At 66.0% G+C, this 20,889-nt stretch carries 18 protein-coding genes; 10 read left to right on the top strand and 8 right to left on the bottom strand.

Going from position 1 to position 20,889, the window contains the following annotated elements:
- Window positions 1–2: 2 nt before the first annotated feature.
- The 8 genes from uvrC to secG all read left to right on the top strand — a co-directional run bounded on the left by uvrC (window position 3) and on the right by secG (window position 8,881).
- Entirely contained in the window at window positions 3–2,093 is a 2,091-nt protein-coding gene (gene uvrC / locus QP413_RS01280) for an excinuclease ABC subunit UvrC (RefSeq protein ID WP_284780202.1), read from the top strand.
- A 5-nt stretch (window positions 2,094–2,098) separates the two neighbouring features.
- Window positions 2,099–2,983, top strand: a complete 885-nt coding sequence (gene rapZ, locus QP413_RS01275; protein ID WP_070761402.1) for an RNase adapter RapZ — start codon at window positions 2,099–2,101, stop codon at window positions 2,981–2,983.
- An 87-nt stretch (window positions 2,984–3,070) separates the two neighbouring features.
- On the top strand, window positions 3,071–4,108 hold the full coding sequence (gene yvcK / locus QP413_RS01270) for a uridine diphosphate-N-acetylglucosamine-binding protein YvcK (protein WP_070761403.1): 1,038 nt from the start codon (window positions 3,071–3,073) through the stop codon (window positions 4,106–4,108).
- 65 nt (window positions 4,109–4,173) lie between these two features.
- Window positions 4,174–5,160 carry a DNA-binding protein WhiA gene (gene whiA, locus QP413_RS01265; RefSeq protein ID WP_070758923.1) on the top strand — a complete coding sequence of 329 codons (987 nt, stop codon included), beginning with the start codon at window positions 4,174–4,176 and terminating at the stop codon, window positions 5,158–5,160.
- A 133-nt stretch (window positions 5,161–5,293) separates the two neighbouring features.
- A complete protein-coding gene (gap, locus tag QP413_RS01260; protein WP_070758922.1) occupies window positions 5,294–6,319 on the top strand; it encodes a type I glyceraldehyde-3-phosphate dehydrogenase in 1,026 nt (341 codons plus the stop codon).
- 110 nt (window positions 6,320–6,429) lie between these two features.
- Window positions 6,430–7,638, top strand: coding sequence for a phosphoglycerate kinase (gene pgk / locus QP413_RS01255; RefSeq protein ID WP_148811796.1), 1,209 nt, complete (start codon window positions 6,430–6,432; stop codon window positions 7,636–7,638).
- A 97-nt stretch (window positions 7,639–7,735) separates the two neighbouring features.
- Window positions 7,736–8,527 (top strand): triose-phosphate isomerase, encoded by a 792-nt coding sequence (gene tpiA / locus QP413_RS01250; RefSeq protein ID WP_284780196.1) that lies wholly within the window; start codon window positions 7,736–7,738, stop codon window positions 8,525–8,527.
- 120 nt (window positions 8,528–8,647) lie between these two features.
- The gene (secG, locus tag QP413_RS01245; protein WP_070758920.1) at window positions 8,648–8,881 is read left to right on the top strand and encodes a preprotein translocase subunit SecG; all 234 of its coding nucleotides are present in this window, start codon (window positions 8,648–8,650) and stop codon (window positions 8,879–8,881) included.
- A 105-nt stretch (window positions 8,882–8,986) separates the two neighbouring features.
- Here the strand turns inward: secG and pgl are convergent, their stop codons facing one another.
- The 5 genes from pgl to tkt all read right to left on the bottom strand — a co-directional run bounded on the left by pgl (window position 8,987) and on the right by tkt (window position 15,841).
- Entirely contained in the window at window positions 8,987–9,895 is a 909-nt protein-coding gene (pgl, locus tag QP413_RS01240; RefSeq protein ID WP_284780195.1) for a 6-phosphogluconolactonase, read from the bottom strand.
- A 44-nt stretch (window positions 9,896–9,939) separates the two neighbouring features.
- Entirely contained in the window at window positions 9,940–10,953 is a 1,014-nt protein-coding gene (locus QP413_RS01235) for a glucose-6-phosphate dehydrogenase assembly protein OpcA (RefSeq protein ID WP_284780194.1), read from the bottom strand.
- A 44-nt stretch (window positions 10,954–10,997) separates the two neighbouring features.
- The gene (gene zwf / locus QP413_RS01230) at window positions 10,998–12,533 is read right to left on the bottom strand and encodes a glucose-6-phosphate dehydrogenase (RefSeq protein ID WP_284780192.1); all 1,536 of its coding nucleotides are present in this window, start codon (window positions 12,531–12,533) and stop codon (window positions 10,998–11,000) included.
- A 45-nt stretch (window positions 12,534–12,578) separates the two neighbouring features.
- Window positions 12,579–13,691, bottom strand: a complete 1,113-nt coding sequence (gene tal, locus QP413_RS01225) for a transaldolase (RefSeq protein ID WP_284780191.1) — start codon at window positions 13,689–13,691, stop codon at window positions 12,579–12,581.
- A 101-nt stretch (window positions 13,692–13,792) separates the two neighbouring features.
- Complete coding sequence (gene tkt / locus QP413_RS01220) at window positions 13,793–15,841, bottom strand: transketolase (protein ID WP_284780328.1); 2,049 nt, start codon at window positions 15,839–15,841, stop codon at window positions 13,793–13,795.
- Between the two features lie 350 nt (window positions 15,842–16,191).
- Here tkt and QP413_RS01215 point away from each other — a divergent pair, with 350 nt between their 5' ends.
- Both QP413_RS01215 and QP413_RS01210 read left to right on the top strand, forming a co-directional pair.
- Window positions 16,192–17,118, top strand: a complete 927-nt coding sequence (locus QP413_RS01215; RefSeq protein ID WP_284780326.1) for a heme o synthase — start codon at window positions 16,192–16,194, stop codon at window positions 17,116–17,118.
- An 89-nt stretch (window positions 17,119–17,207) separates the two neighbouring features.
- Complete coding sequence (locus QP413_RS01210) at window positions 17,208–17,564, top strand: SdpI family protein (protein WP_284780189.1); 357 nt, start codon at window positions 17,208–17,210, stop codon at window positions 17,562–17,564.
- 127 nt (window positions 17,565–17,691) lie between these two features.
- Here QP413_RS01210 and QP413_RS01205 read toward each other — a convergent pair whose 3' ends face one another.
- The 3 genes from QP413_RS01205 to QP413_RS01195 form a co-directional block, all read right to left on the bottom strand.
- Entirely contained in the window at window positions 17,692–18,765 is a 1,074-nt protein-coding gene (locus tag QP413_RS01205) for a heme A synthase (RefSeq protein ID WP_284780324.1), read from the bottom strand.
- Between the two features lie 165 nt (window positions 18,766–18,930).
- The gene (locus QP413_RS01200) at window positions 18,931–19,839 is read right to left on the bottom strand and encodes an ABC transporter permease (RefSeq protein WP_148792836.1); all 909 of its coding nucleotides are present in this window, start codon (window positions 19,837–19,839) and stop codon (window positions 18,931–18,933) included.
- On the bottom strand, window positions 19,836–20,867 hold the full coding sequence (locus tag QP413_RS01195; RefSeq protein ID WP_015381628.1) for an ABC transporter ATP-binding protein: 1,032 nt from the start codon (window positions 20,865–20,867) through the stop codon (window positions 19,836–19,838). Before QP413_RS01195 ends, QP413_RS01200 begins: the two co-directional genes overlap by 4 nt.
- Window positions 20,868–20,889: the final 22 nt, after the last annotated feature.

Raw genomic sequence — 20,889 nt, 5'->3', positions numbered from 1 at the left:
CGGTGGCGGAACGCACCCCCAACACCGTCGATTATCGGCCAGCCCCCGGCACCATCCCCACGCAGCCGGGGGTCTACACTTTCCGCGATAAGCACGACCGCGTCATCTACGTGGGCAAGGCCAAGAACCTCCGGGCGCGCCTGTCCAATTACTTCCAGGACCTCAGCCAGCTGCACCCGCGCACCCGCACGATGGTGCAAACTGCCAACCGGGTGCAGTGGACCGTCGTGGGCAGCGAATTCGAGGCCCTCAACCTCGAGTACACGTGGATTAAGCGCTTCAACCCGCGCTTCAACGTCATGTACCGGGACGATAAGACGTACCCGATGCTGGCCATCAGCGTGAAGGATCGCTTCCCGCGCGCTTATCTCTACCGTGGGCCGCGACGCAAGGGCGTGCGCTACTTCGGCCCGTACCCGAAAGCCTGGGCGATCCGGGAGACCCTGGAGTCCCTCACCCGGGTCTTCCCGATCCGTACCTGCGCGCCCGGCGTGTTCCGCCGGCACGAGGCCCTGGGCAGGCCGTGCCTGCTCGGCTATATCGACCGTTGTTCCGCACCGTGCGTCGGCAAGGTGACCGAGGACGAGCACCGCGCACTCGTCGACCAATTCAGTAGCTTTTTGGCCGGCAACACCGAGCCCGTGCTGCGCCGGGTCCGCGGCGAGATGGAGGAGGCCGCCGAGAACCTGGACTTCGAGCGGGCCGCGAGCCTGCGTGATCAGCTGCAGGCCATGGAGAAGGCGATGGAGAAGCAGGCCGTCGTGTTCTCCGACGCCACGGACGCCGACGTCCTCGCCATCGAGCAGGACGAGCTGGAAGCGGCGATCCAGATCTTCCACGTCCGCGGCGGGCGCATCCACGGCCAGCGCGGCTGGGTGGTGGAGCATTCCGACGAAACCCGTGCGGAGATGATCGGCCAGTTCATCACGCAGTTCTACGGCGGGGAGGCCGAGCTGGTCGCCGCGACGGAGACGGCGGTTGGTGGTGCCGCAAGCTCGCATGTGGATGTCGACCTGGCGACCGCCATCAACCCGGCCTCCGCCGCGGAGCTCGGCGGTTTGGTGGGGGATGTGCAGGTCTCACCCGTGCCCCGCGAGGTGCTGGTGCCCGAGCTGCCTGCCGGCAATGCCCGCCTCGGTGCGTGGCTCAGCGAATTGCGTGGCTCCAAGGTCACCATCCGGGTTCCGCAGCGCGGCGATAAGAAGGCGCTGCTGAGCAACGCGCACACCAATGCCACCCAGGCGCTGGCACAGCACAAGTTGAAGCGCTCCGGGGACATCACCGCACGCTCCGCAGCCCTGCGCGATCTTCAAGAGGCTCTCTGGATGGACGAGCCGCCCCTGCGCATTGAGTGCACGGATATCTCGCACATCCAGGGAACGGACGTCGTCGCCAGCCTCGTCGTCTTCGAAGACGGCCTGCCGAAGAAGGCCGACTACCGTCGCTATAAGATCCGGGACGCCGCGGGAGACGGACATTCCGACGACGTCGCCTCCATCGCCGAGGTCGTCCGTCGCCGTTTCTTGCGGCACAAGGAGGACATCACCGCCGTCCCGACCGGCGATGACGCCGGCGACCGGCTGGAAGGCGAGGAAGAACTGGAGCAGACGGCAGGTGAGGAGCCGAAGCGCGCCTTCGCTTACCCGCCGCAGCTGTTCATCGTCGATGGCGGCCCACCGCAGGTCAACGCCGCGCAGAAGGTGCTGGACGAGCTGGGGGTCAACGATGTCACCCTGGTGGGCATCGCCAAGCGCCTGGAGGAGCTCTGGCTGCCGGAGGACCCGTACCCGGTGATCATCCCGCGCGATTCCGACGCCCTCTATCTCGTACAGCACATCCGCGATGAGGCGCATCGCTTCGCGATCAATTTCCACCGTCAGCAGCGCAGCAAGCGGATGCGCACCTCCGTCTTGGATGAGGTGCCGGGGCTGGGCCCGAAACGCCGGCAGGAGCTGGTGAAACACTTCGGCTCTGTGGCGAAGGTGCGCGCCGCCACCGTTGAGGAGATCGCAGAGGTACCTGGTTTCGGCCCTGCGCTGGCCGAGAAGGTGCACGAGGCGGTACAGCACCGCCCCACTAAGCCTGCGGGGTAGCTACTATGGTCAGCATGACCTCGCCGCAGAAAGACCCCTCCTTAATCCTCGTCACCGGCATGTCCGGTGCTGGCCGCCGCACCGCCGCGGCCGTGCTCGAGGAAATGGGCTGGTACGTCACGGATAACCTCCCGCCGGAGTTGATCGTGCGGATGGTGGAGCTCAGCTTTGACGCGGAATCCCCGGTGGAGAAGCTGGCGATCGTCACCGACGTGCGGTCGCGTTCTTTTGCCGGCAGCCTGACAGGGGTGCTCGAGAAGCTGGTCGACTCCGGGCGCAAGCCCATCGTGCTCTTCCTGGAGGCGTCCGACGAGGCCCTAATTTCCCGCTTTGACGAGGTGCGCCGCTCCCACCCGCTGCAGGACGGCGATTCTCTGCAGAGCGGGATCGACCGCGAGCGCGAGATGCTGAACGGGATTAAGCAGGAAGCCGACATTGTGGTCGACACCTCCAGCACCAGCATCCACGACCTCCGCCGCATCCTGGAGATGAAGTTCTCCGATGCCGCCGGGGATAGCACCCGGGTGGTTCTGCAGTCCTTCGGCTTCAAGCACGGGGCTCCCCGTGACGTGGACATCCTCCTGGACGTGCGCTTCCTGCCAAACCCGTACTGGGTTCCCGAGCTCCGGGGACTGCGGGGCGTGGACAAGCCGGTCTCCGATTACGTGTTGAACCAGCAGGATGCCCCGGGATTCCTGGACTCCTTCGAGTCGATGCTGCTGGCCATGCTGCCGGGATTCCACCGCGAAGGGAAGGGTTTCTTAAGCATCGGCATCGGATGCACCGGTGGCCATCACCGTTCCGTCGCGGTGACCGAAGAGGTCTCCGCCAGGCTGCGGGAGCGGGGAGTGGAGGTCCGGACCAGGCACCGCGATCTGGAACGCGGCTGATGATCACCGACGCACTGAACTTTTCCTTCACCCCTTCGTTCCCCGTCGTGTGGGGAGCACACACTGCTCACTGGGAAGTTGCACCTCATGTCTCATAACGATCACCCCGTGGTCGATAACCCGACCACCCCGCCCGCTACTGACACGGGTAAAAAGCCTCTCCAGCGCCTCGTATCGCTCGGTGGTGGTCACGGCCTCTTCGCCACCCTGCGCGCGGGACGCACCATCGCGGATCACGTGACCGCCGTCGTCACCGTCGCGGACGACGGCGGCTCCTCGGGCCGCATGCGCCGAGAGCTGGACTGCCTCCCGCCGGGAGATCTGCGCATGGCGCTGGCAGCATTGACCGAGGACAGCGACAAGGGACGCTTCTGGGAGGAGGTCATCCAGCACCGCTTCGGCGGGCAGGGTGCTCTCAACGGTCACGCCATCGGTAATTTCCTCATCACCGGGATCTCCCAGGTGCTGGGCGATGACATCGCCGCCCTGGATACGCTCGCGAAGATGCTGGGCGTGAAGGGCCGGGTTCTGCCAATGAGCACCGTGCCTCTGGATCTAGAGGCGGATGTGTTGGGGCTGGCGAAGGATCCCCGAGAGAGCGTGCAGGTTCGCGGCCAGGTTGCCGTGGCCACCACCATCGGGGAGGTGCGCCGGGTGCGTGTTCACCCGGCCAACCCGCCGGCAGCTGCGCCGGCCGTCGCAGCGATCAAGGACGCCGACCTCATCACCCTTGGTCCCGGGTCCTGGTTCTCCTCGGTGATTCCGCACCTCCTGGTTCCGGGGATCGTCGAAGCTCTCAACGAGTCGCAGGCCCCGACTGTGGTGGTGTTGAACCTCGTGGCGGAAGCCGGGGAGACCTCCGGTTTCTCCCAGGAGCATCACGTCCACATGCTGCACCAGCACGCGCGCGACCTGAACGTGGACTACATGCTCATCGACCAGTCCACCATGCCGGGCGGGACGATGGGCACCCACATCGAACGCGCAGCAGCGTCGATGGGGGCGGAGCTGATCTGCGCTGACGTCCGGGAGGACGACAACCGGGGGCGCTGGACCGACCGGCACAAGCCCAAGAAACTGGCCGCCGCGCTGGCGGACATCGCCGCGAAGCACCGCACCCGGTAAAACCCACGGGGCCCACGCGGCACCCAGGTTGAAGAGAATGTGAAGAGGAAAGAGGTAATCAAGCCGTGGCTCTCACCGCCGATGTGAAGGACGAGATCGCCCGCGTCAGCGTCGTTCGCGCTGAGGACATGAACGCCGAGGTGGCAGCACTGCTGCGCTATAGCGGCGCGCTGCATCTGGTCGCCGGACAGATCGTGGTGGAGTCCGAGGTGGACAGCTCCGCGACGGCGCGACGCCTGATGGAGTTTGTGGAGCAGCTCTACCACCACGAGGCGCAGCTGCAGATCATCGGCGCAGGCAACCTGCGCAAGAGCGCGCGCTACATCGTGAAGTGGATCAAGGGCGGCACGGAGATCGCCCGCCGCACCGGGCTGATCGACCGCGCAGGAAGGCCCGTGCAGGGGCTGCCACGGACGATCATCGGCGGCCCAAAGTCCGCCTGCGTGGCAGCGTGGCGGGGCGCTTTCCTCGCGCGCGGCACCCTCACGGAGCCTGGTCGCAGCTGCGCGCTCGAGGTCGCGACCCCGAGCAATGAGGCGGCGCTCGCCCTCGTGGGCGCGGGGCGCCGAATCGGCGTGACCGCGAAAACCCGGGAGACCCGCGGGGTGCACCGCGTGGTGGTCAAGGATGCCGAATCGATCAGCGCGCTGCTGACCCTGATGGGGGCGCAGGCCACGCGCCTGGTCTGGGAGGAGCGCCGCATGCGACGGGAAGTTCGTGCCACAGCGAATCGCCTGGCCAATTTCGACGATGCGAACCTGCGCCGCTCCGCCCGCGCGGCGGTGGCCGCTGCCGCCAGGGCGGAGCGGGCTCTGGAGATCCTGGGTGAGGATGTTCCCACCCACCTCGCCGAAGCCGGCCAGCTACGCGTCAAGCACCGGCAGGCCTCCCTGGAGGAACTCGGCCAGCTGGCGTCACCGCCGATGACGAAGGACGCGGTGGCCGGCCGCATCCGCCGTCTGCTCTCGATGGCGGATAAGCGAGCCGAGGAGCTGGACATCCCGGATACCCACGCCGCGGTGACCGAGGACCTCTTCCAGGACGTCGAATAATCCCTAAGATCGGGAACTGGAAGCCTCCAACACCCAAACACCACGACCAATAGATACCCCGCCAGCGGCTGATGACATCCGCCGGCACCCGGCCCCACGGGACCGAGGAAGCGAAAGGACAGAGGCAATAAGCATGCCAGCTAGCAATCAGAAGAAAATCAACATCGGCATCAACGGCTTCGGCCGCGTGGGACGCAGCTTCTTCCGCGCGGTGCGCGAGATGCACCCCCACCTCAACATCGTCGCGATCAACGACCTGACCGACAACGCCACCCTGGCGAACCTGTTGAAGTACGACTCCGTCATGGGACGCCTCGGCGAGCCTGTACTGCACTCCGAGCACTCTCTTCGCATCGGCGAGGAGACCATCCGCACCTTCGCGGAGCCGGATCCGGCATCCATCCCATGGTCCGAGGCCGGGGTGGACATCGTCGTGGAGTGCACCGGCCAGTTCACGAAGAACGAGAAGGCCCACGGCCACCTCGAAACCGGCGTGAAGAAGGTGCTGCTCTCCGCACCGGGCAAGGAGGTCGACGCCACCCTCGTCATGGGCGTCAACCACGAGGACTACGACCCGGAGAAGCACACCGTCGTCTCCAACGCTTCCTGCACCACGAACTGCCTTGCACCGCTGGCCAAGGTCATGAACGACGCCTTCGGCATCGAGCGTGGCCTGATGACCACCGTGCACGCCTACACCGGTGACCAGCGCATCCACGACGCCCCGCACAAGGACCTGCGCCGTGCTCGCGCCGCCGCCCAGAACATCGTCCCGACCTCCACCGGTGCTGCCCGCGCCGTCGGCCTGGTGCTGCCGGAGCTGGAAGGCAAGCTGGATGGCTACGCCGTACGCGTGCCGGTCATCAACGGATCCCTGGTTGACCTCACCTTCGAGGCCAGCAAGCCGGTGACCGTCGAGGCCGTCAACAACGCCCTGCGCAATGCTGCGGAGGGGCCGCTGGCGGGCATCGCACTGTACTCCAACGGGGAGCCCTACGTCTCCACCGACATCATCGGTGACCCGCACTCCACGATCTTCGACTCTGAGCTGACGAAGGTGATCGGCTCTCAGGTCAAGGTTGTCTCCTGGTACGACAACGAGTGGGGATACTCCTGCCGACTCGCGGACCTGGCTGACTATATCGGCGCCCGCCTCTAGGTAGAATCGCAGCGGTTACTTACCGCACACGCCCGGTGGCTTCCGGCCGCTGAGCGTGGGTGCGAGCAGAAAACTTTCCCTCAAGCTTCTTTCAAAGGATGTCGAGTTTCATGGCAGTAAAGACCCTCAAGGACCTTCTGGCCGAAGGCGTGGAAGGCCGCCACGTGCTGGTTCGTTCGGACCTGAATGTTCCGCTGGCTGACGGGGAGATCACCGACCCGGGCCGTATCGACGCATCCATCCCGACGCTGCGCGCCCTGTTGGACGAGGGGGCTCGCGTCATCGTCGCCGCCCACCTGGGCCGTCCCAAGGGCGAGGTCGACCCGGAGCTGTCCCTGGCACCAGTCGCCGAGGCGCTCGCCGAGCGTCTGGACCAGTGGGTCCCGCTGGCTGGCGACGTGACGGGGGAGGACGCCCACGAGCGCGCCAATGGCCTGGACGACGGCGACATCCTGCTGCTGGAGAACGTCCGCTTCGACCCCCGCGAGACCTCTAAGGACGCCGCCGAGCGCGCGGAGTTCGCCGCGGAGCTGGCCGAGCTCACCGCCGATAACGGAGCCTTCGTCTCCGACGGCTTCGGCGTGGTTCATCGCGAGCAGGCCAGTGTCTACGACGTGGCCAAGAAGCTGCCGAGCTACGCCGGTGGCCTGGTCTCCGCGGAGCTCGAGGTTCTTGAGAAGGTCTCGGGCTCCCCGGAGGCCCCGTACGCGGTCGTGCTGGGAGGCTCCAAGGTCTCCGACAAGCTGGGCGTGATCGAGGCGCTGGCACCGAAGGTCGACCGTCTCATCATCGGCGGTGGCATGTGCTTTACCTTCCTGGCCGCCCAGGGCCACGACGTCGGCGGCTCCCTGCTGCAGGAAGACATGATCGACACCTGCAAGGACCTGCTGGAGCGCTACGGCGACGTCATCGTCCTGCCGACGGACGTCGTCGCAGCAGAAAACTTCGCCAAGGACGCCGAGCACAAGGCCGTGGGCCTGTCCGAGATCCCGTCCGGCTGGATGGGCCTGGATATCGGACCGGAGTCCGCGGCCGCGTTCGCTGCGGTGCTCGGCGAGGCGAAGACCGTCTTCTGGAACGGCCCGATGGGTGTCTTCGAGTTCCCGGCGTTCGCCGCTGGAACCAAGGCGGTGGCTGAGGCCATCATCAAGGCCACCGACGCCGGTGCCTTCTCCGTGGTCGGTGGCGGGGATTCCGCTGCCGCTGTGCGCACCCTGGGGCTGGATGAGGAGGGCTTCAGCCACATTTCTACCGGCGGTGGCGCCTCCCTGGAGTTCCTGGAGGGCAAGACCCTGCCGGGCGTCGAGGTACTGGGTTAGTCCGAGATACCGGGTTAGTCCGAGGTACCGGTCCGCAACCCGCCGTTTTTCCCGCACCCGAGGCACGGGGCGGGGAAGTCACAGAAAGGATTCTTGAGTGGCAGCTCACAGCGCCGTCAAGCGCAAGCCCCTGATCGCGGGCAATTGGAAGATGAACCTCAACCACCTTGAGGCGATCCAGGTGGTGCAGAAGTTTTCCTTCGCTCTGCCGAAGGAGTACTACGAGCGAGTCGACGTCGCGGTTCTGCCACCGTTCACCGACATCCGCTCCGTGCAGACGATCGTCGAGGGTGACAAGCTGCAGATCAGCTATGGCGCCCAGGACGTCTCTGCCCACGACTCCGGCGCGTACACCGGTGAGGTCTCCGGTGCGATGCTCGCGAAGCTGGGTTGCAGCTTCGCGGTTGTCGGTCACTCTGAGCGCCGTCAGTACCACGGTGAGGACGATGCGACGGTCGCTGCGAAGGCGCGTGCCGCGCTCAAGCATGGTCTGACCCCGATCGTCTGCGTCGGCGAGCCGCTGGAGGTTCGTGAGGCGGGCGAGCACGTGGGCTACGTCGTCGACCAGCTCAAGGCGTCGCTTTCCGGCCTCGGTGGGGAGGAACTCTCCAAGATCGTGATCGCCTACGAGCCCGTCTGGGCCATCGGCACCGGCAAGGTCGCCTCCGCCGCGGACGCGCAGGAGGTCTGCGCCGCGGTCCGCGAGGCACTCGCTGAGCTGGGAGGGGAGGACGTCGCCGCTGGCGTCCGGGTCCTCTACGGTGGCTCCGTGAAGCGGGAGTCCATCGGCGAGCTGATGGCGCAGCCGGATATCGACGGCGGCCTGGTCGGCGGCGCAAGCCTCGACGGTGCAGAGTTCGCCCGCCTCGTCGCGGCGTCCGTCAGCTAGTCGGCACGCAACATTCCCGTCGACCGGGCGGCGCGCCGAATTGCCCGCCGCCCGCCTGGCTGGGTAGGTTTATTCTGTTAGTTAGATTCTTCAGCGAGAAGTTTTTAAAGGTTTAAGGCTTTGATCCTCACTCTCCAGATTCTCCTTGTCATCACCAGCCTGCTGCTGGGGCTGTCCGTGCTGCTGCACAAGGGCAAGGGTGGCGGGCTGTCCAGCCTCTTCGGCGGCGGTATGCAGACCAACCTCTCCGGCTCCACGGTCGCAGAGAAGAACCTGGACCGGCTCACCGTCGGCACCGGCGTCGTGTGGTTGCTGTGCATCATCGCGCTGAACCTGGTTCTGCACTACGGCTAAGCAGTTCTCGCGACACCACATTTCCCGCGTCGCTGCATAGTGTTAGCGACGCCCGCATAGATTGAAGCCCCGCTCGTCAGTCTTGCGAGCGGGGCGTCGTGCTACCTATACCTCGTTCTCGGCGTTCTCGGCGTCCTCTGTGGCCGCGACCGTAGCAGTGTCGCTGGCGCTCTCGGCCAGCCATGGGGAGGCGGCCTCGTCGACCCACAGCACGGTGCGCTCCACGCCGGCCACGATCGCGCCCGGCCACTGGGCCCCATTGCCGCCGTTGGCCACCTGCTGGGCAGCCTCGGCCTTCTCGGCCCCGGAGACCAGCAGCCACACCTGGGCTGCCCGGTTCACCGCGTTGATCGTGAGGCTGACCCGCTCCGGCGGGGGCTTGGGGCAGTCACGCACCGCCACCACCTCACCGGTGGCCTCCAGCAGCTCAGGGGTGTGGGGGAACAGGGAGTTGATGTGCCCTTCCGGCCCCATCCCCAGCAGGTGGACGTCGAAGCCTTGTGGCGCCAAGCGGGCCAGCTTCTCCTCGTAGTCACGGGCCGCTTCATCCAGCTCCGCACCATCACTTGGACCGGCACCGGTGGGGGCGAGGTAGCTCACGATGTTCTCCGCCGGAATCGCGATGTGGTCCAGCAGGGCGTCGCGCGCCTGCTTCTCGTTGCGCTCGGAATCACCTGCGGGCACAAAGCGCTCGTCGCCGAAGAAGACCAGGACCCGGGACCAGTCGATCGCATCGATAGGGAAGTCCTCCGCGGCCGTCGTAGCGGCGTGATCCAGCACCGCGAGCTCGCGGAGAGTCTGGATGCCGGCACCCCCGCCGGTCAGCACGATGCGTGAGACCCCATCGCCGTGGACGCCGGACTGCTCACGCTGAATCTTCGTGACCGTGCGAACGACTTCCCGGGCCGCGGCAGCAGCCAGGCCTCGTTGGTCCACATTCTGGACGACGGTGACGCCACCTTCGCTCACTGTGCCGTCGATGGTGCCGTGTTCTCCACGGTGTTCTGCGGTCATGCTTTCTCCTTGTGTTCAGCCACAACTGGGTGGGAAAGAAGTGTTTAGCGCTGGGACTCGAGGCTCTCCAGGTCCTCGACGATGCGGGTGACCGTCTCACCGCTGCGGCGGGAGCGATTCACACGCACGAGTCCACGGAGGGCCCGCCCGAAAGCGTAGTCGGAATCCAGGTGGCGCAGCTCCTCGGCGAGGCAGTCGCCCAGATCTCGGGGAGCCAGGGCCACCAGGGAACGTCGCGTCCCGACGGTGACCTCGGCGGTGTGGGCGTCCTGAACAGCGACGGTGATGTCCGCACCCGCGCGGTTGAGAACCGTTTTCTGGACCGGGACGGTCTCGTGTCCAGCAGCGTCAACAGGAGGGACGGGGGCGTCGGAATTAATCCGCTTCACCGGAACCCCCAGCTGGTCGGCAAGCCAGCCCGCTGCCAGATCCACGGCGGCATCGTCGGTCGGGCCGGTGACCTCCGCGGACTCCACCGGCTCGAAGGGCGGCTGGTCCAGCGTGGATGCCAGCAGCGCCCGCCACAGGGTGATGCGGCTCCACCCGAGGTCGGAATCCCCGCGGGAGTAGGTGGTACGGCGGCGGTAAATGCTGCGGGTGGTGGTCTCCGCGTTGACGTCCGTGATGCGGCGATCCGCCAGCACCCCAAGTGGGTCGGCGGCGGGGTTGCGGGGCGCATCTCCCGGCCACCAGACGACGATCGGGGTGTCCGGCAGCAGCAGCGGGCGGACGATGGAGTCCTCGTGCTCGGTCAAGCTGCCGTGCAGGCTCAGCACGATGATCTCGGAGGCACCGGCTTTGCCGCCAAGGTGAATCTGCGCGTCCAAGCGCGGCTCATCGCTGGGTCCGTCGGCCTCCTGCAGGATGATCACACGGGCGGGGTGCTCGCGGGCGGCGTCGGTGACCGGCACCAGGATTGACTCCAGCGGGGTTGCTGCGGTCGAGCTGACGACCACGGTGAGCACGCGGCCCGATGCGACCTCGCCGCGCTCCTCGCGAGCCTTGTTGAGCCGCTGGGTCACCTCGCGGGTGCTGGTGTTCGGAAGCGTGATGATCATGCCTGAACTCTTCCTTCTCTCGCTTGAATGGTGGGGAAGCGGGCTTATGGGCGGCGCCACTGGCGGCCGTTGCGGGACATGAGCTCGTCTGCTCCCGGTGGACCCCACGTGCCGGCTGGGTAGTCCTCCGGGGCGCCGTGGCTCTCCCAAGACTTCAGGATGGGGTCCAGGATGCGCCAGGAGAGCTCCACCTCCTCGTTGGTGGGGAAGAGGCTCGCCTCGTCGAGGAAGGCGTCCAGGATCAGCCGCTCGTAGGCCTCAGGAGATTCCTCCGTGAAGGACTCGGAGTAGGAGAAGTCCATGTTCACATCGCGGACCTCCATCCCGGAGCCAGGCACCTTGGAGCCGAAGCGCATGAGCACGCCCTCCTCGGGCTGAACGCGGATGACCAGCATATTGCTGCCCTGGGCGGTGGTCTGGCCATCCACGAAGGGCAGGTGCGGGGCCTTCTTAAACACCAGCGCGATCTCCGTCACCCGTCGGCCCAGGCGCTTGCCGGTGCGTAGGTAGAAGGGCACCCCCGCCCAGCGGCGGGAGGAGATCTCGAAGGTGGCCGCCGCAAAGGTCTCGGTGGTGGACTCCGGGTCGAAGCCCTCCTCCTCCCGCAGGCCACACACCGGAACGCTGCCCTGCCAGCCCGCGGTGTACTGGCCCCGTGCGGTGGTTTTCGCGAAGGGGCCGACGGGGCGGGTGGCGCGCAGCACCTTGATCTTTTCGCTCTGCAGCTCTGCGGGGTTGAAGGCTACGGGTTCCTCCATCGCGATGAGGGCGAGCAGCTGCAGCAGGTGGTTTTGCAGCACATCCCGGGCGGCACCGATGCCGTCGTAGTAGCCTGCGCGCCCCCCGAGCCCGATGTCCTCGGCCATCGTGATCTGCACGTGGTCGATGTAGTGGGAGTTAAACAGCGGGTCGAAAAGCTGGTTGGCGAAGCGCAGCGCCAGGATGTTCTGCACCGTCTCCTTACCCAGGTAGTGGTCGATGCGGAAGACATCGGACTCGGGGAAGACCTCGTTGACCACATCATTGAGCTCCTTCGCGGAGGCCTCGTCGTGGCCGAAGGGCTTCTCGATGACCACGCGGCGCCAGCCGTTTTCGCTGCGGGCCATTCCGGAGCGCTGCAGCTGGTGGATCACGCTGGAAAAGTGCTGTGGCGGAACGGAGAGGTAGAAGGCCCAGTTCCCGGACGTGCCGCGCTGCTCGTCGAGCCGGGCGGTGACGGCAGCGAGCTTGTCGAAAGCGGCGTCGTCGGAGAAGTCGCCCTGGACGAACTCGATGCCTTCGGCGAGCCGGTCCCAGACCGCGTTACGCCACGGGGTGCGGGCTCCCGCCCTCACGCTCTCCAGAACCTGGGCTTCGAACTCCGCCTTGCTCCACGCGCGTCGCCCGTAGCCCACCAGGGAGAAGCCCGGGGGCAGCAGGCCGCGGTTGGCGAGGTCGTAAATCGCGGGCAGCAGCTTCTTGCGCGCCAGGTCACCGGTAACCCCGAAGATCACCAAGCCGCCGGGGCCGGCGATGCGCGGGAGGCGCTTATCCTGCGGATTGCGCAGCGGGTTGTTCAGGTTCTCCTGTGATGCGCCCACGTCGAAGCGATCCCCTTTCCGATTGGCGGTACGTGTGCCGGGAAACTACTTGGCCTTCGCGAGCTGCTCACGCAGGGTCGCGAGGAGTTCGTTCCAGGCTTGTTCGAATTTCTGCACGCCCTCGGTCTCCAGGCGCTGCCAGACCTCCGGCAGGTCGATGCCGGCGCTGGTGAGCGCGGAGAAGACCTCGAGGGACTCGCTGGCCCGCCCGCTCAGCTGGTCGCCGGTGGTCTCGCCGTGGTCAATCGTCGCGTCGAGGGTGGCCTCCGGCATCGTGTTGACGGTGTTGGGGCCCGCGAGCTTGGTGACGTAGAGGGTGTCCGGGTACTGCGGGTTCTTCACGGAGGTGGACGCCCACAGCGGGCGCTGGGTGTTCGCCCCGCGGCCAACAAACTCCTGCCAGCGGGGGTTATTGGCCAGCTTGTCGAGGTAGGAAGCGTAGGCCAGGCGGGCGTTGGCGAGTGCCGCCTTGCCCTGTAGCGCTGCGGCCTCCGCACCCTTGTCAGCCAGCTGCGGGTCGATGTCGCTGTCCACGCGGGAGACGAAGAAGGAGGCAACCGAGTGGATGTTGCTGATGTCCTTGCCCGCCTTCTCGGCGGCGGCGATGCCCTCGACGAAGGCTTCCATGACCTGCTCGTAGCGTTCCACGCTGAAGATTAGGGTGACGTTGACGCTGATGCCTGCGGCCAGCACCTCGCTGATCGCGGGCAGGCACTCGGTGGTCGCGGGGATCTTAATCATTAGGTTTGCGCGATTGACCTGAGCGGCCAGCTCCTTGGCCTGCGCGACCGTCCCGGCAGCGTCGTGGGCGAGGCGAGGGTCGACCTCGAGGGAGACCCAGCCGTCGACCCCACCGGTCTGCTCGTGGACGCCAGCCAGGACGTCGCAGGCATCCTGCACGTCCTTGACCGCCATGGCGAAGACCGCCTCGTCAGCGGCGATGCCGGCGGCTGCGAGCTGATGCAGTTGCTCGTCATAAGCATCCCCCTGGGACATGGCGGCCGCGAAGATGGCTGGGTTGGTCGTCACTCCCACGATGCCCTTGGTATCGATGAGGGAGGCGAGCTCACCGCTGGTCAGACGTGGTCGGGACAGGTCGTCGAGCCAGACGGAGGTGCCAGCGGAGGCGAGTTTCTGGATATTGCTTGGAGTGTTCATCGCTCACCAGCCTACTGCTGGCAGGCGATGGTTTCGACTTTGCTCCCCCGGGGAGAAAACCCGCCAAAAAAGGCCAGGGGAGCGGGTCGAAAAAGAGCAGGTTAGACGAGCTCGCGGGCGGCGTCGGCGACAGCCTCTGCCGTGATGCCGTACTCCTGGTAGAGGCGCTGGTAGTCCGCCGAGGCACCGAAGTGCTCGATGGAGATGTTGCGTCCACCAAAGCCGGTGAACTCGTGCCACGGCATCGCGATGCCCGCCTCGACGGAGACGCGGGCGGTCACGGACGGCGGCAGAACCTCGTCACGGTAGGCCTGATCCTGGGCCTTGAACCACTCGACGACCGGCATGGAGACGACGCGGGTGCCGATGCCCTCGGCTTCCAGAGCCTCGGCCGCTGCTACTGCCAGCTGCACCTCGGAGCCGGTGCCGATGAGGATGACCTGCGGGGTCTCGGTGGAGGATTCGCGGAGGATGTAGCCACCGCGGCGCACGCCCTCGCGAGCCTTGTCCTTGGTGCCTTCCAGGACCGGCACGTTCTGGCGGGTGAGGATCATGGCCTTCGGTGCAGCCGGAGCCTCGAGGGCTTCCGCCCATGCGGCGGAGGTCTCGTTGGCATCCGCCGGGCGGATCACAGCGAGGTTCGGGATTGCGCGCAGCGCAGCCAAGTGCTCGATCGGCTGGTGGGTCGGACCGTCCTCGCCCAGGCCGATGGAGTCATGCGTCCACACGAAGTAGCTATCCGTGCTCATCAGCGCGGCCAGGCGGACGGAGGCGCGCATGTAATCGGAGAACTGCAGGAAGGTCGCACCGTACGGGCGGGTCGGGCCGTGCAGGGCGATGCCGTTGATGATCGCGCCCATCGCGTGCTCCCTGATGCCGAAGTGCAGGTTCCGGCCGGTCGGGGAGGTAGTAAAGGTGGAGGTGGAGATGCTGGTCGGGCCGAAGGAGTCCTCCCCATTGATGAGGGTGTTGTTGGAGCCAGCCAGGTCGGCAGAGCCGCCCCACAGCTCCGGCATCTTCTTCGCCAGAGCCTGCAGCGCAGCACCAGAGGCCTTGCGGGTCGCGACGGACTCTCCGGCCTCGTAGCTCGGCAGTTCGGCATCAAAGCCCTCCGGCAGCTCGCCGGCGAAAAGGCGGTCGAAGAGCGCCTTGTTCTCTGGGTTAGCCTCAGCCCAGGCGTCGAAGCTCTTACGCCACTCGGCCTCCGCCGCTTCACCGCGCTCGATGAGCTGGCGGGTGTGCTCGATGATCTCCTCCTCGACCGGGAAGGCCTCGTCCGGGAAGCCGAGGTTCTTCTTGACCCCGGAGATCTCGTCGGCACCCAGAGCCGCACCGTGGGAGGCGCCGGTGTTCACTGCGGTCGGCGCACCGTAGGCGATGACGCTGCGCATGCGGATGAAGGTCGGCTTGTTCTTCTCCTGCTTCGCGCGCTCCACGGCGTCCAGGATGCCTTCGACGTCCTCACCGGTGACCTCCAGGACCTGCCAGCCGTAGGCCTCGTAGCGGGCGGCGACGTCCTCGGTGAAGGCTATGGTGGTGTCGTCCTCGATGGAGATGCCGTTATCGTCCCAGAAGACGATGAGGTTGCCCAGCTCCTGGGTACCGGCCAGGGAGCCCGCCTCGGCAGTGATGCCCTCCTGGACGTCGCCGTCGGAGGCGATGACGTAGACGAAGTGGTCGAACGGGGACTCGCCGTCGCCGGCGTTCGGGTCGAAGAGCGCCTTCTCGCGGCGGGCGGCCATCGCCATGCCCACGGCGGAAGCCAGGCCCTGGCCGAGCGGGCCGGTGGTGATCTCCACGCCGTCGGTGTGGCCGACCTCCGGGTGGCCCGGGGTCAGGGAGCCCCACTGGCGCAGCTGCTTGATGTCCTCGAGTTCCAGGCCGAAACCACCCAAGTACAGCTGGATGTACTGGGTGAGCGAAGAGTGGCCACAGGAGAGGACGAAACGGTCGCGACCAACCCAAGTCGGGTTCTTCGGGTTGTGGCGCAGCACGCGCTGGTAGAGCGTGTAGGCCAGGGGCGCGAGGCTCATCGCGGTGCCCGGGTGGCCCGAACCGCACTTCTCCACGGCGTCGGCGGCAAGCACGCGGGCGAGGTCAACCGCCCGGGTGTCCTTCTCAGACCAGTCCGCCGGGAAGTTGCGGACCATCAATGCTTGGAGCTCGGCAGGGAGATTCGGATTATAAGACACGAACTTGGGCCTTCCTCGGGGTGTGACGTACTCGGGTTGTAGCTCTCGCCACCGCGGACGCGCGGGCGAGGCTTGACTATGCATATTCAATCTACCGGCCAGGGCGAAACTCTGCGTTCTTGGGGCAGCCGGAACTTTTTAGCGGTCATTTTCGACTACTCAAGAGGGCTTGATGAATCATCCCCAATCCGGCTTTCAATCTGGCGACTCGCGGTATCGGCGCAGTTTCGCCCACAGAATGCGCTCGGGTAGCGTATAGGCGGATAAGACGTGGAGAAGTGGAGGCAGAAGGCTTCGTGAATGGAATCTTGGATGCGGTCAAGGCTTATCTAGCGTTGACGAAGCCCCGGGTCATCGAGTTGCTCCTCGTCGCGACGATCCCGGCGATGCTCCAGGCCAATCGCGGTGAGATTGAGCTCGGCCTGATCATCCTCACCCTCATCGGTGGCTGGATGGGCGCAGCCTCCGCTAATACCTTCAACATGGTCGTCGACTATGATATCGACCAGTTGATGCGCCGCACGCGCCGCCGCCCGCTGGCCAAGGACACGGTTCCGGTCGAGCACGCAAAGATCTTCGCCTGGGTGCTGATGATCGCCAGTGTGCTGTGGCTGACCTTCCTCGTGCATTCTCCGCTGTCTGCCGCGTTCATCCTGCTGACCATCTGGTTCTACGTCTACGTCTACTCCAAGTGGTTGAAGCGCCGCACTTGGCAGAACGTCATCTGGGGTGGGGCCGCCGGCTGCATGCCCGTCATGGTCGGCTGGGCTGCTGTTACCGATAACAACGGGGGCGCTTTCAGCGCGGGCTGGGGTTCCTGGATTCAGGCGATCATCCTGTTCATGGTGATCTTCTTCTGGACCCCGCCCCACACCTGGGCGCTGGGTATGCGCTACCGCGAGGACTATAAGGCCGCTGGCGTACCCATGATGCCGGTGGTCAAGCCGCCGTTGGAGGTCACCCGCCAGATCCTCTGGTACACCTGGGCGACGGTCATCACCTCGCTGCTGCTCGTTCCCGCCGCGGGCTGGATCTACGCCGTCGCAGCGCTGGTGTCGGGCGCCTGGTTTATCTTCCGTGCCCACGGCCTGCACCGCGGGGTCAAGGAGGGCACGCCGGTGAAGCCGATGCAGCTGTTCTTCCTGTCGAACAACTACCTCTCCCTGCTCTTCGTTGCTCTGTCCGTCGACGCCGTTATTGGCTGGAACACCGTCTGGCAGATGCTCGGCAACTAAGCTGAAGCGTTGACCCGGGGATTCGCCCCGATCTGCAGGCCGCGCCCGGGAGGGTGCGGCCTTTATTTATTGGTATCGAAAGGCATTTGATGAGCATCTTTAACATCCTCATGGCTGCCGTCTACCTAGGCTCTGGAGTTCTGCTTCTCTGGATCGGAGTTAAAGCCGGCGCAGAGACCCTGCCCCGCAACGCATGGATCGGGATCAGAACCTCCAAGACGCTTTCCAGCGATGAGGCTTGGCAGACGGGGCATAAGGCAGCTGCGGGCTATCTCAAGGCCAGCAGCCTGCCGATGATCCTCGGTGGAATCTTCTTCGCCTTCGCCACCGAGGAGCAGATTGCGTGGGCCAGCCTGGTGGCGGTCGGAGTCATGCTCGTGCTCGTGATCCTCGCGGCCCGCAAGGCTAAAGCCGCCATCGGCGATGAGGGGCCAGCCCAGCCGTAGCAAAAACCCGCGTGGTCGTCGTCGATCGACGCCCTCCACGCGGGCTAAATTCTTATGGACTCGCCCCGGTGGGCGAGCTATGGCCCCGGGAGAGTCGGGTCTCGTGGGCCCGGCCGGGGAGGGGAGTTTAGTCTCCCTGAACGGCGTGGCTCACCGTTTCGCTCTGCTCCTCGTGGGTCTTCTGGTAGCGCAGCGCCCATAGGTACCCCGTTGCGAGGGTGACCAGACCGGAGCCGATGACGTGGATCGGGACGGTCCAGCGTGGCACGCCCAGCCAGAACTGGATGATGCCCACCACGCCCTGGAAGAGGATGCCGGCGCACATCCAGGCGGCGGCCTTCCGCACGCGGGGCGCGGCCACCACGGCGATGAGGGCGGCGATCAGGCCGATCGTCAGGCCCAGGTAGAGGTACATGGCGTGGGCGTGGATGTGGGCGATGGATTCGAGGCTCACCTGCAGGCGGTGCTCCGGCTTGATGGCCTCGTCACCGGCGTGCGGGCCGGCACTCGTGACGAGCACGCCCGTGAACAAGGTAAATGCCAGCGCCACGGCGCTCATGGTGGTGAGCACGCGAAGAGCGGCGGGCATCTGAGGCTTGGCAGGGGCATCGTCGTCCTCGGTGACCTTGACGAGCAGGACCGCAGCCAGGAACACGAGCAGCATGGAGGGCAGGAAGTGGGCGGCGACGATCCACCACGCCAGATCCAGGCGCACGCTGATGCCGCCGATCACGGCCTGGGCGATGATACCCAGCCCCTGAATGAAGGCCAGGTGGAGGATCGAGGCGCGGCGCGCCGCGCGCAGCAGCGCGATAAAAGCGGCGAGAGCGGCGGCAGCCAGCACGAATGTCAGTAGGCGGTTGCCGAACTCAATAATCTGGTGGATCCACGGCGCAGAGCCAGCAACGGGAACGAAGGAACCTGGGTGGCACTGTGGCCAGGTTTCACAGCCGAGGCCGGAGCCGGTCACGCGGACGAGAGAACCGGTGAAGGTGATGCCCGTCTGGCAGATCAGCAGGATGAGGGTCAGCACCCACTGGGTCTTGAGCCGCGGAACCTTCACGACCTTGTTGCCATCGGCGTCCACCTCGCGCGGCAGGCCGACCTTGCGGTCCGCGCGGTAAATAGCTGCATAGAGTTTCAGCATTGCCCGGCTCAACGGGTTGTTCGTCTGGGCTGCTTGTTGGCTAATCGGATCCATCACAGCACTCAAGATTAGTCGTGGTGAGGGAGCAAAGCGAAAGGGCGCGCGGGGCTCGTTTCACCCCGCGGTTCGTTGGCAGCGTGCCAGCTCAGGCAGCGTTCCACCTCAGGCAGTGGGGCAGGGGGTCGGCTAGCGAATACAGGGGAGGATTCCCGGTGAGGGCTAGTCGCCCTTGATGGTGAAGGAGAAGAGCTTCCGGGCGGCGACCGCACCCACGATCGTCCAGACCGCGAGAACGACGATGGCGAACCAGTCGATCCCACCGGCGAAGGATTCTTCCAGCCCGGCGGCCAGCGCCACCGATGGAATCAGCTGCAACAGGGTTTGTGCCTGGGGCCCCAGATCAGAGGCCACGGTGGAGTAACCAACCGCACCCAGCAGCACAAACCAAATGGTGTTCGCGAGCGCGAGCACCATCTCGGAGCTCAAGGTTCCCCCGAGCAGCAGCCCCAGCGAGGTGAAGCAACCCACGCCCAGGATGAGGAAGATCACGGCGATCACAAGGCCGAGCCCTGGCGGGGACCACCCGAGCAGCAGCGCTACCACCGTGAGGATCAGCACTTGGATGGCGACCACAATCAACACTGCAGCGATCTTGCCGGCGATGAGAGCCGAGGTGGGAACACCGGCCGCCCCAATCCGCTTGAGCGCCCCGTAGCGCCGGTCGAAGGCCACGGCGATGGCCTGGCCTGTGAAGCCGGCACCCATGATCGCCACCGCCAGCACCATCGGGAACGCACTGGCCACTGGATCATCCAACGGGACGACCGGTACCAGAGCCAGCCCCAGCAGCAAGCCGACCGGGATGATCAGGGACAGCAGCTGCTGCTCGCCGTGGCGCAGGAAGAGCAGCGACTCAATTTTGGTCTGTGCCAACAGCATCCGCACGAAGCTGGATTGTTTCGGGGCGGGTTCGAAGGTCCCGACGGGGAAGCGGCCACCGGTAGCCGGCGCGTCCTCCATCACTGCGCCCGTCTCGGCTACAGGCTCTACCGGAGTTCCAGGCGCCTGACTCGATGGTGTCCCTGCGGGATCAGTACTCTGCATGCCTCGGTTATTCGCGGAAGTCATGAACGCATCTCCCATCCGGTCAGCGAGAGGAAAACTTCCTCAAGGGTCTGTTCAGTGCTGTCGAGCTTCGTGATCATCGTTGCGCAGTCGCGGGCAGCAAGCGCGAGCATCAGGACGCCATCGGGTGTGGCCGGAATGCCCTCCACGGCGAACTGGCGTGGCTTGATCTCCCGGACTAGTACCGAAGGCGCCGACGCGGCACCGCCGAACTCATCCAGCGGTACTCCTTGTCCTGCCTTGGCCGCACCGGCCTTGACCTCGAGGAGGGCACGGTGGAAGTGGTCCCGGTCGAGATCGGCGTCGACGCTGACCTGGAAGGTGTGCCCGCTTCCGCCACCTGAACGCTCGGAGGTGAGTTCCTTCGGGGTGCCCGCGGCGACGACCTTGCCCTTGTCGACGATGACGACCCGGTCGGAGAGCGCCTCAGCCTCGTCGAGCAGGTGGGTGGTGAGGACCACGCCCACGCCGTCGCGGCGCATGGAACGCACGATGTCCCACACCGCATGACGGGACTGCGCGTCCAGCCCGGCGGTGGGCTCGTCGAGGAAGACCAGCTCTGGGCGGTTCACCAGGGCGCAGGCGAGCGCCAGACGCTGCTGTTGGCCACCCGACAGGCGCCGATAGGTGGTGGAGCGGTGCTTGGTGAGCCCCACCATGTCCAGCAGCCACTCGGTATCCAGTGGGTCCTCGCTGTAGCTGGCAACCAGCTTTAGCATCTCGCCGACCCGGATGCCGGGGTAGGCGCCGCCGCCCTGCAGCATCACCCCAATGCGGGAACGCACGGCGTCGGATTCCTTAGCGGGGTCTAGGCCGAACAGCCGGATCTCGCCGGCATCCGGGCGGGCGAAGCCCTCGCACATCTCGATGGTCGTGGTTTTGCCCGCACCGTTGGGGCCCAGTAGTGCCACGATCTCGCCGGGGTAGACCTGGAAGTCCAGCCCATCGACGGCGGTGTGGGCGCCAAACTTCTTCACCGCGCCAGTGACCTGCAGCAGTGGTTGGAGTTGGGGGGCCGAAGAGTCCTGCATTTTCACAGCTATTCAGTCTAGC

Source organism: Corynebacterium sp. UMB4614 (assembly GCF_030217065.1).
In the GTDB taxonomy this organism is placed as follows: Bacteria; Actinomycetota; Actinomycetes; order Mycobacteriales; family Mycobacteriaceae; genus Corynebacterium.
This window is presented reverse-complemented; position numbering and strand designations above follow the sequence as displayed.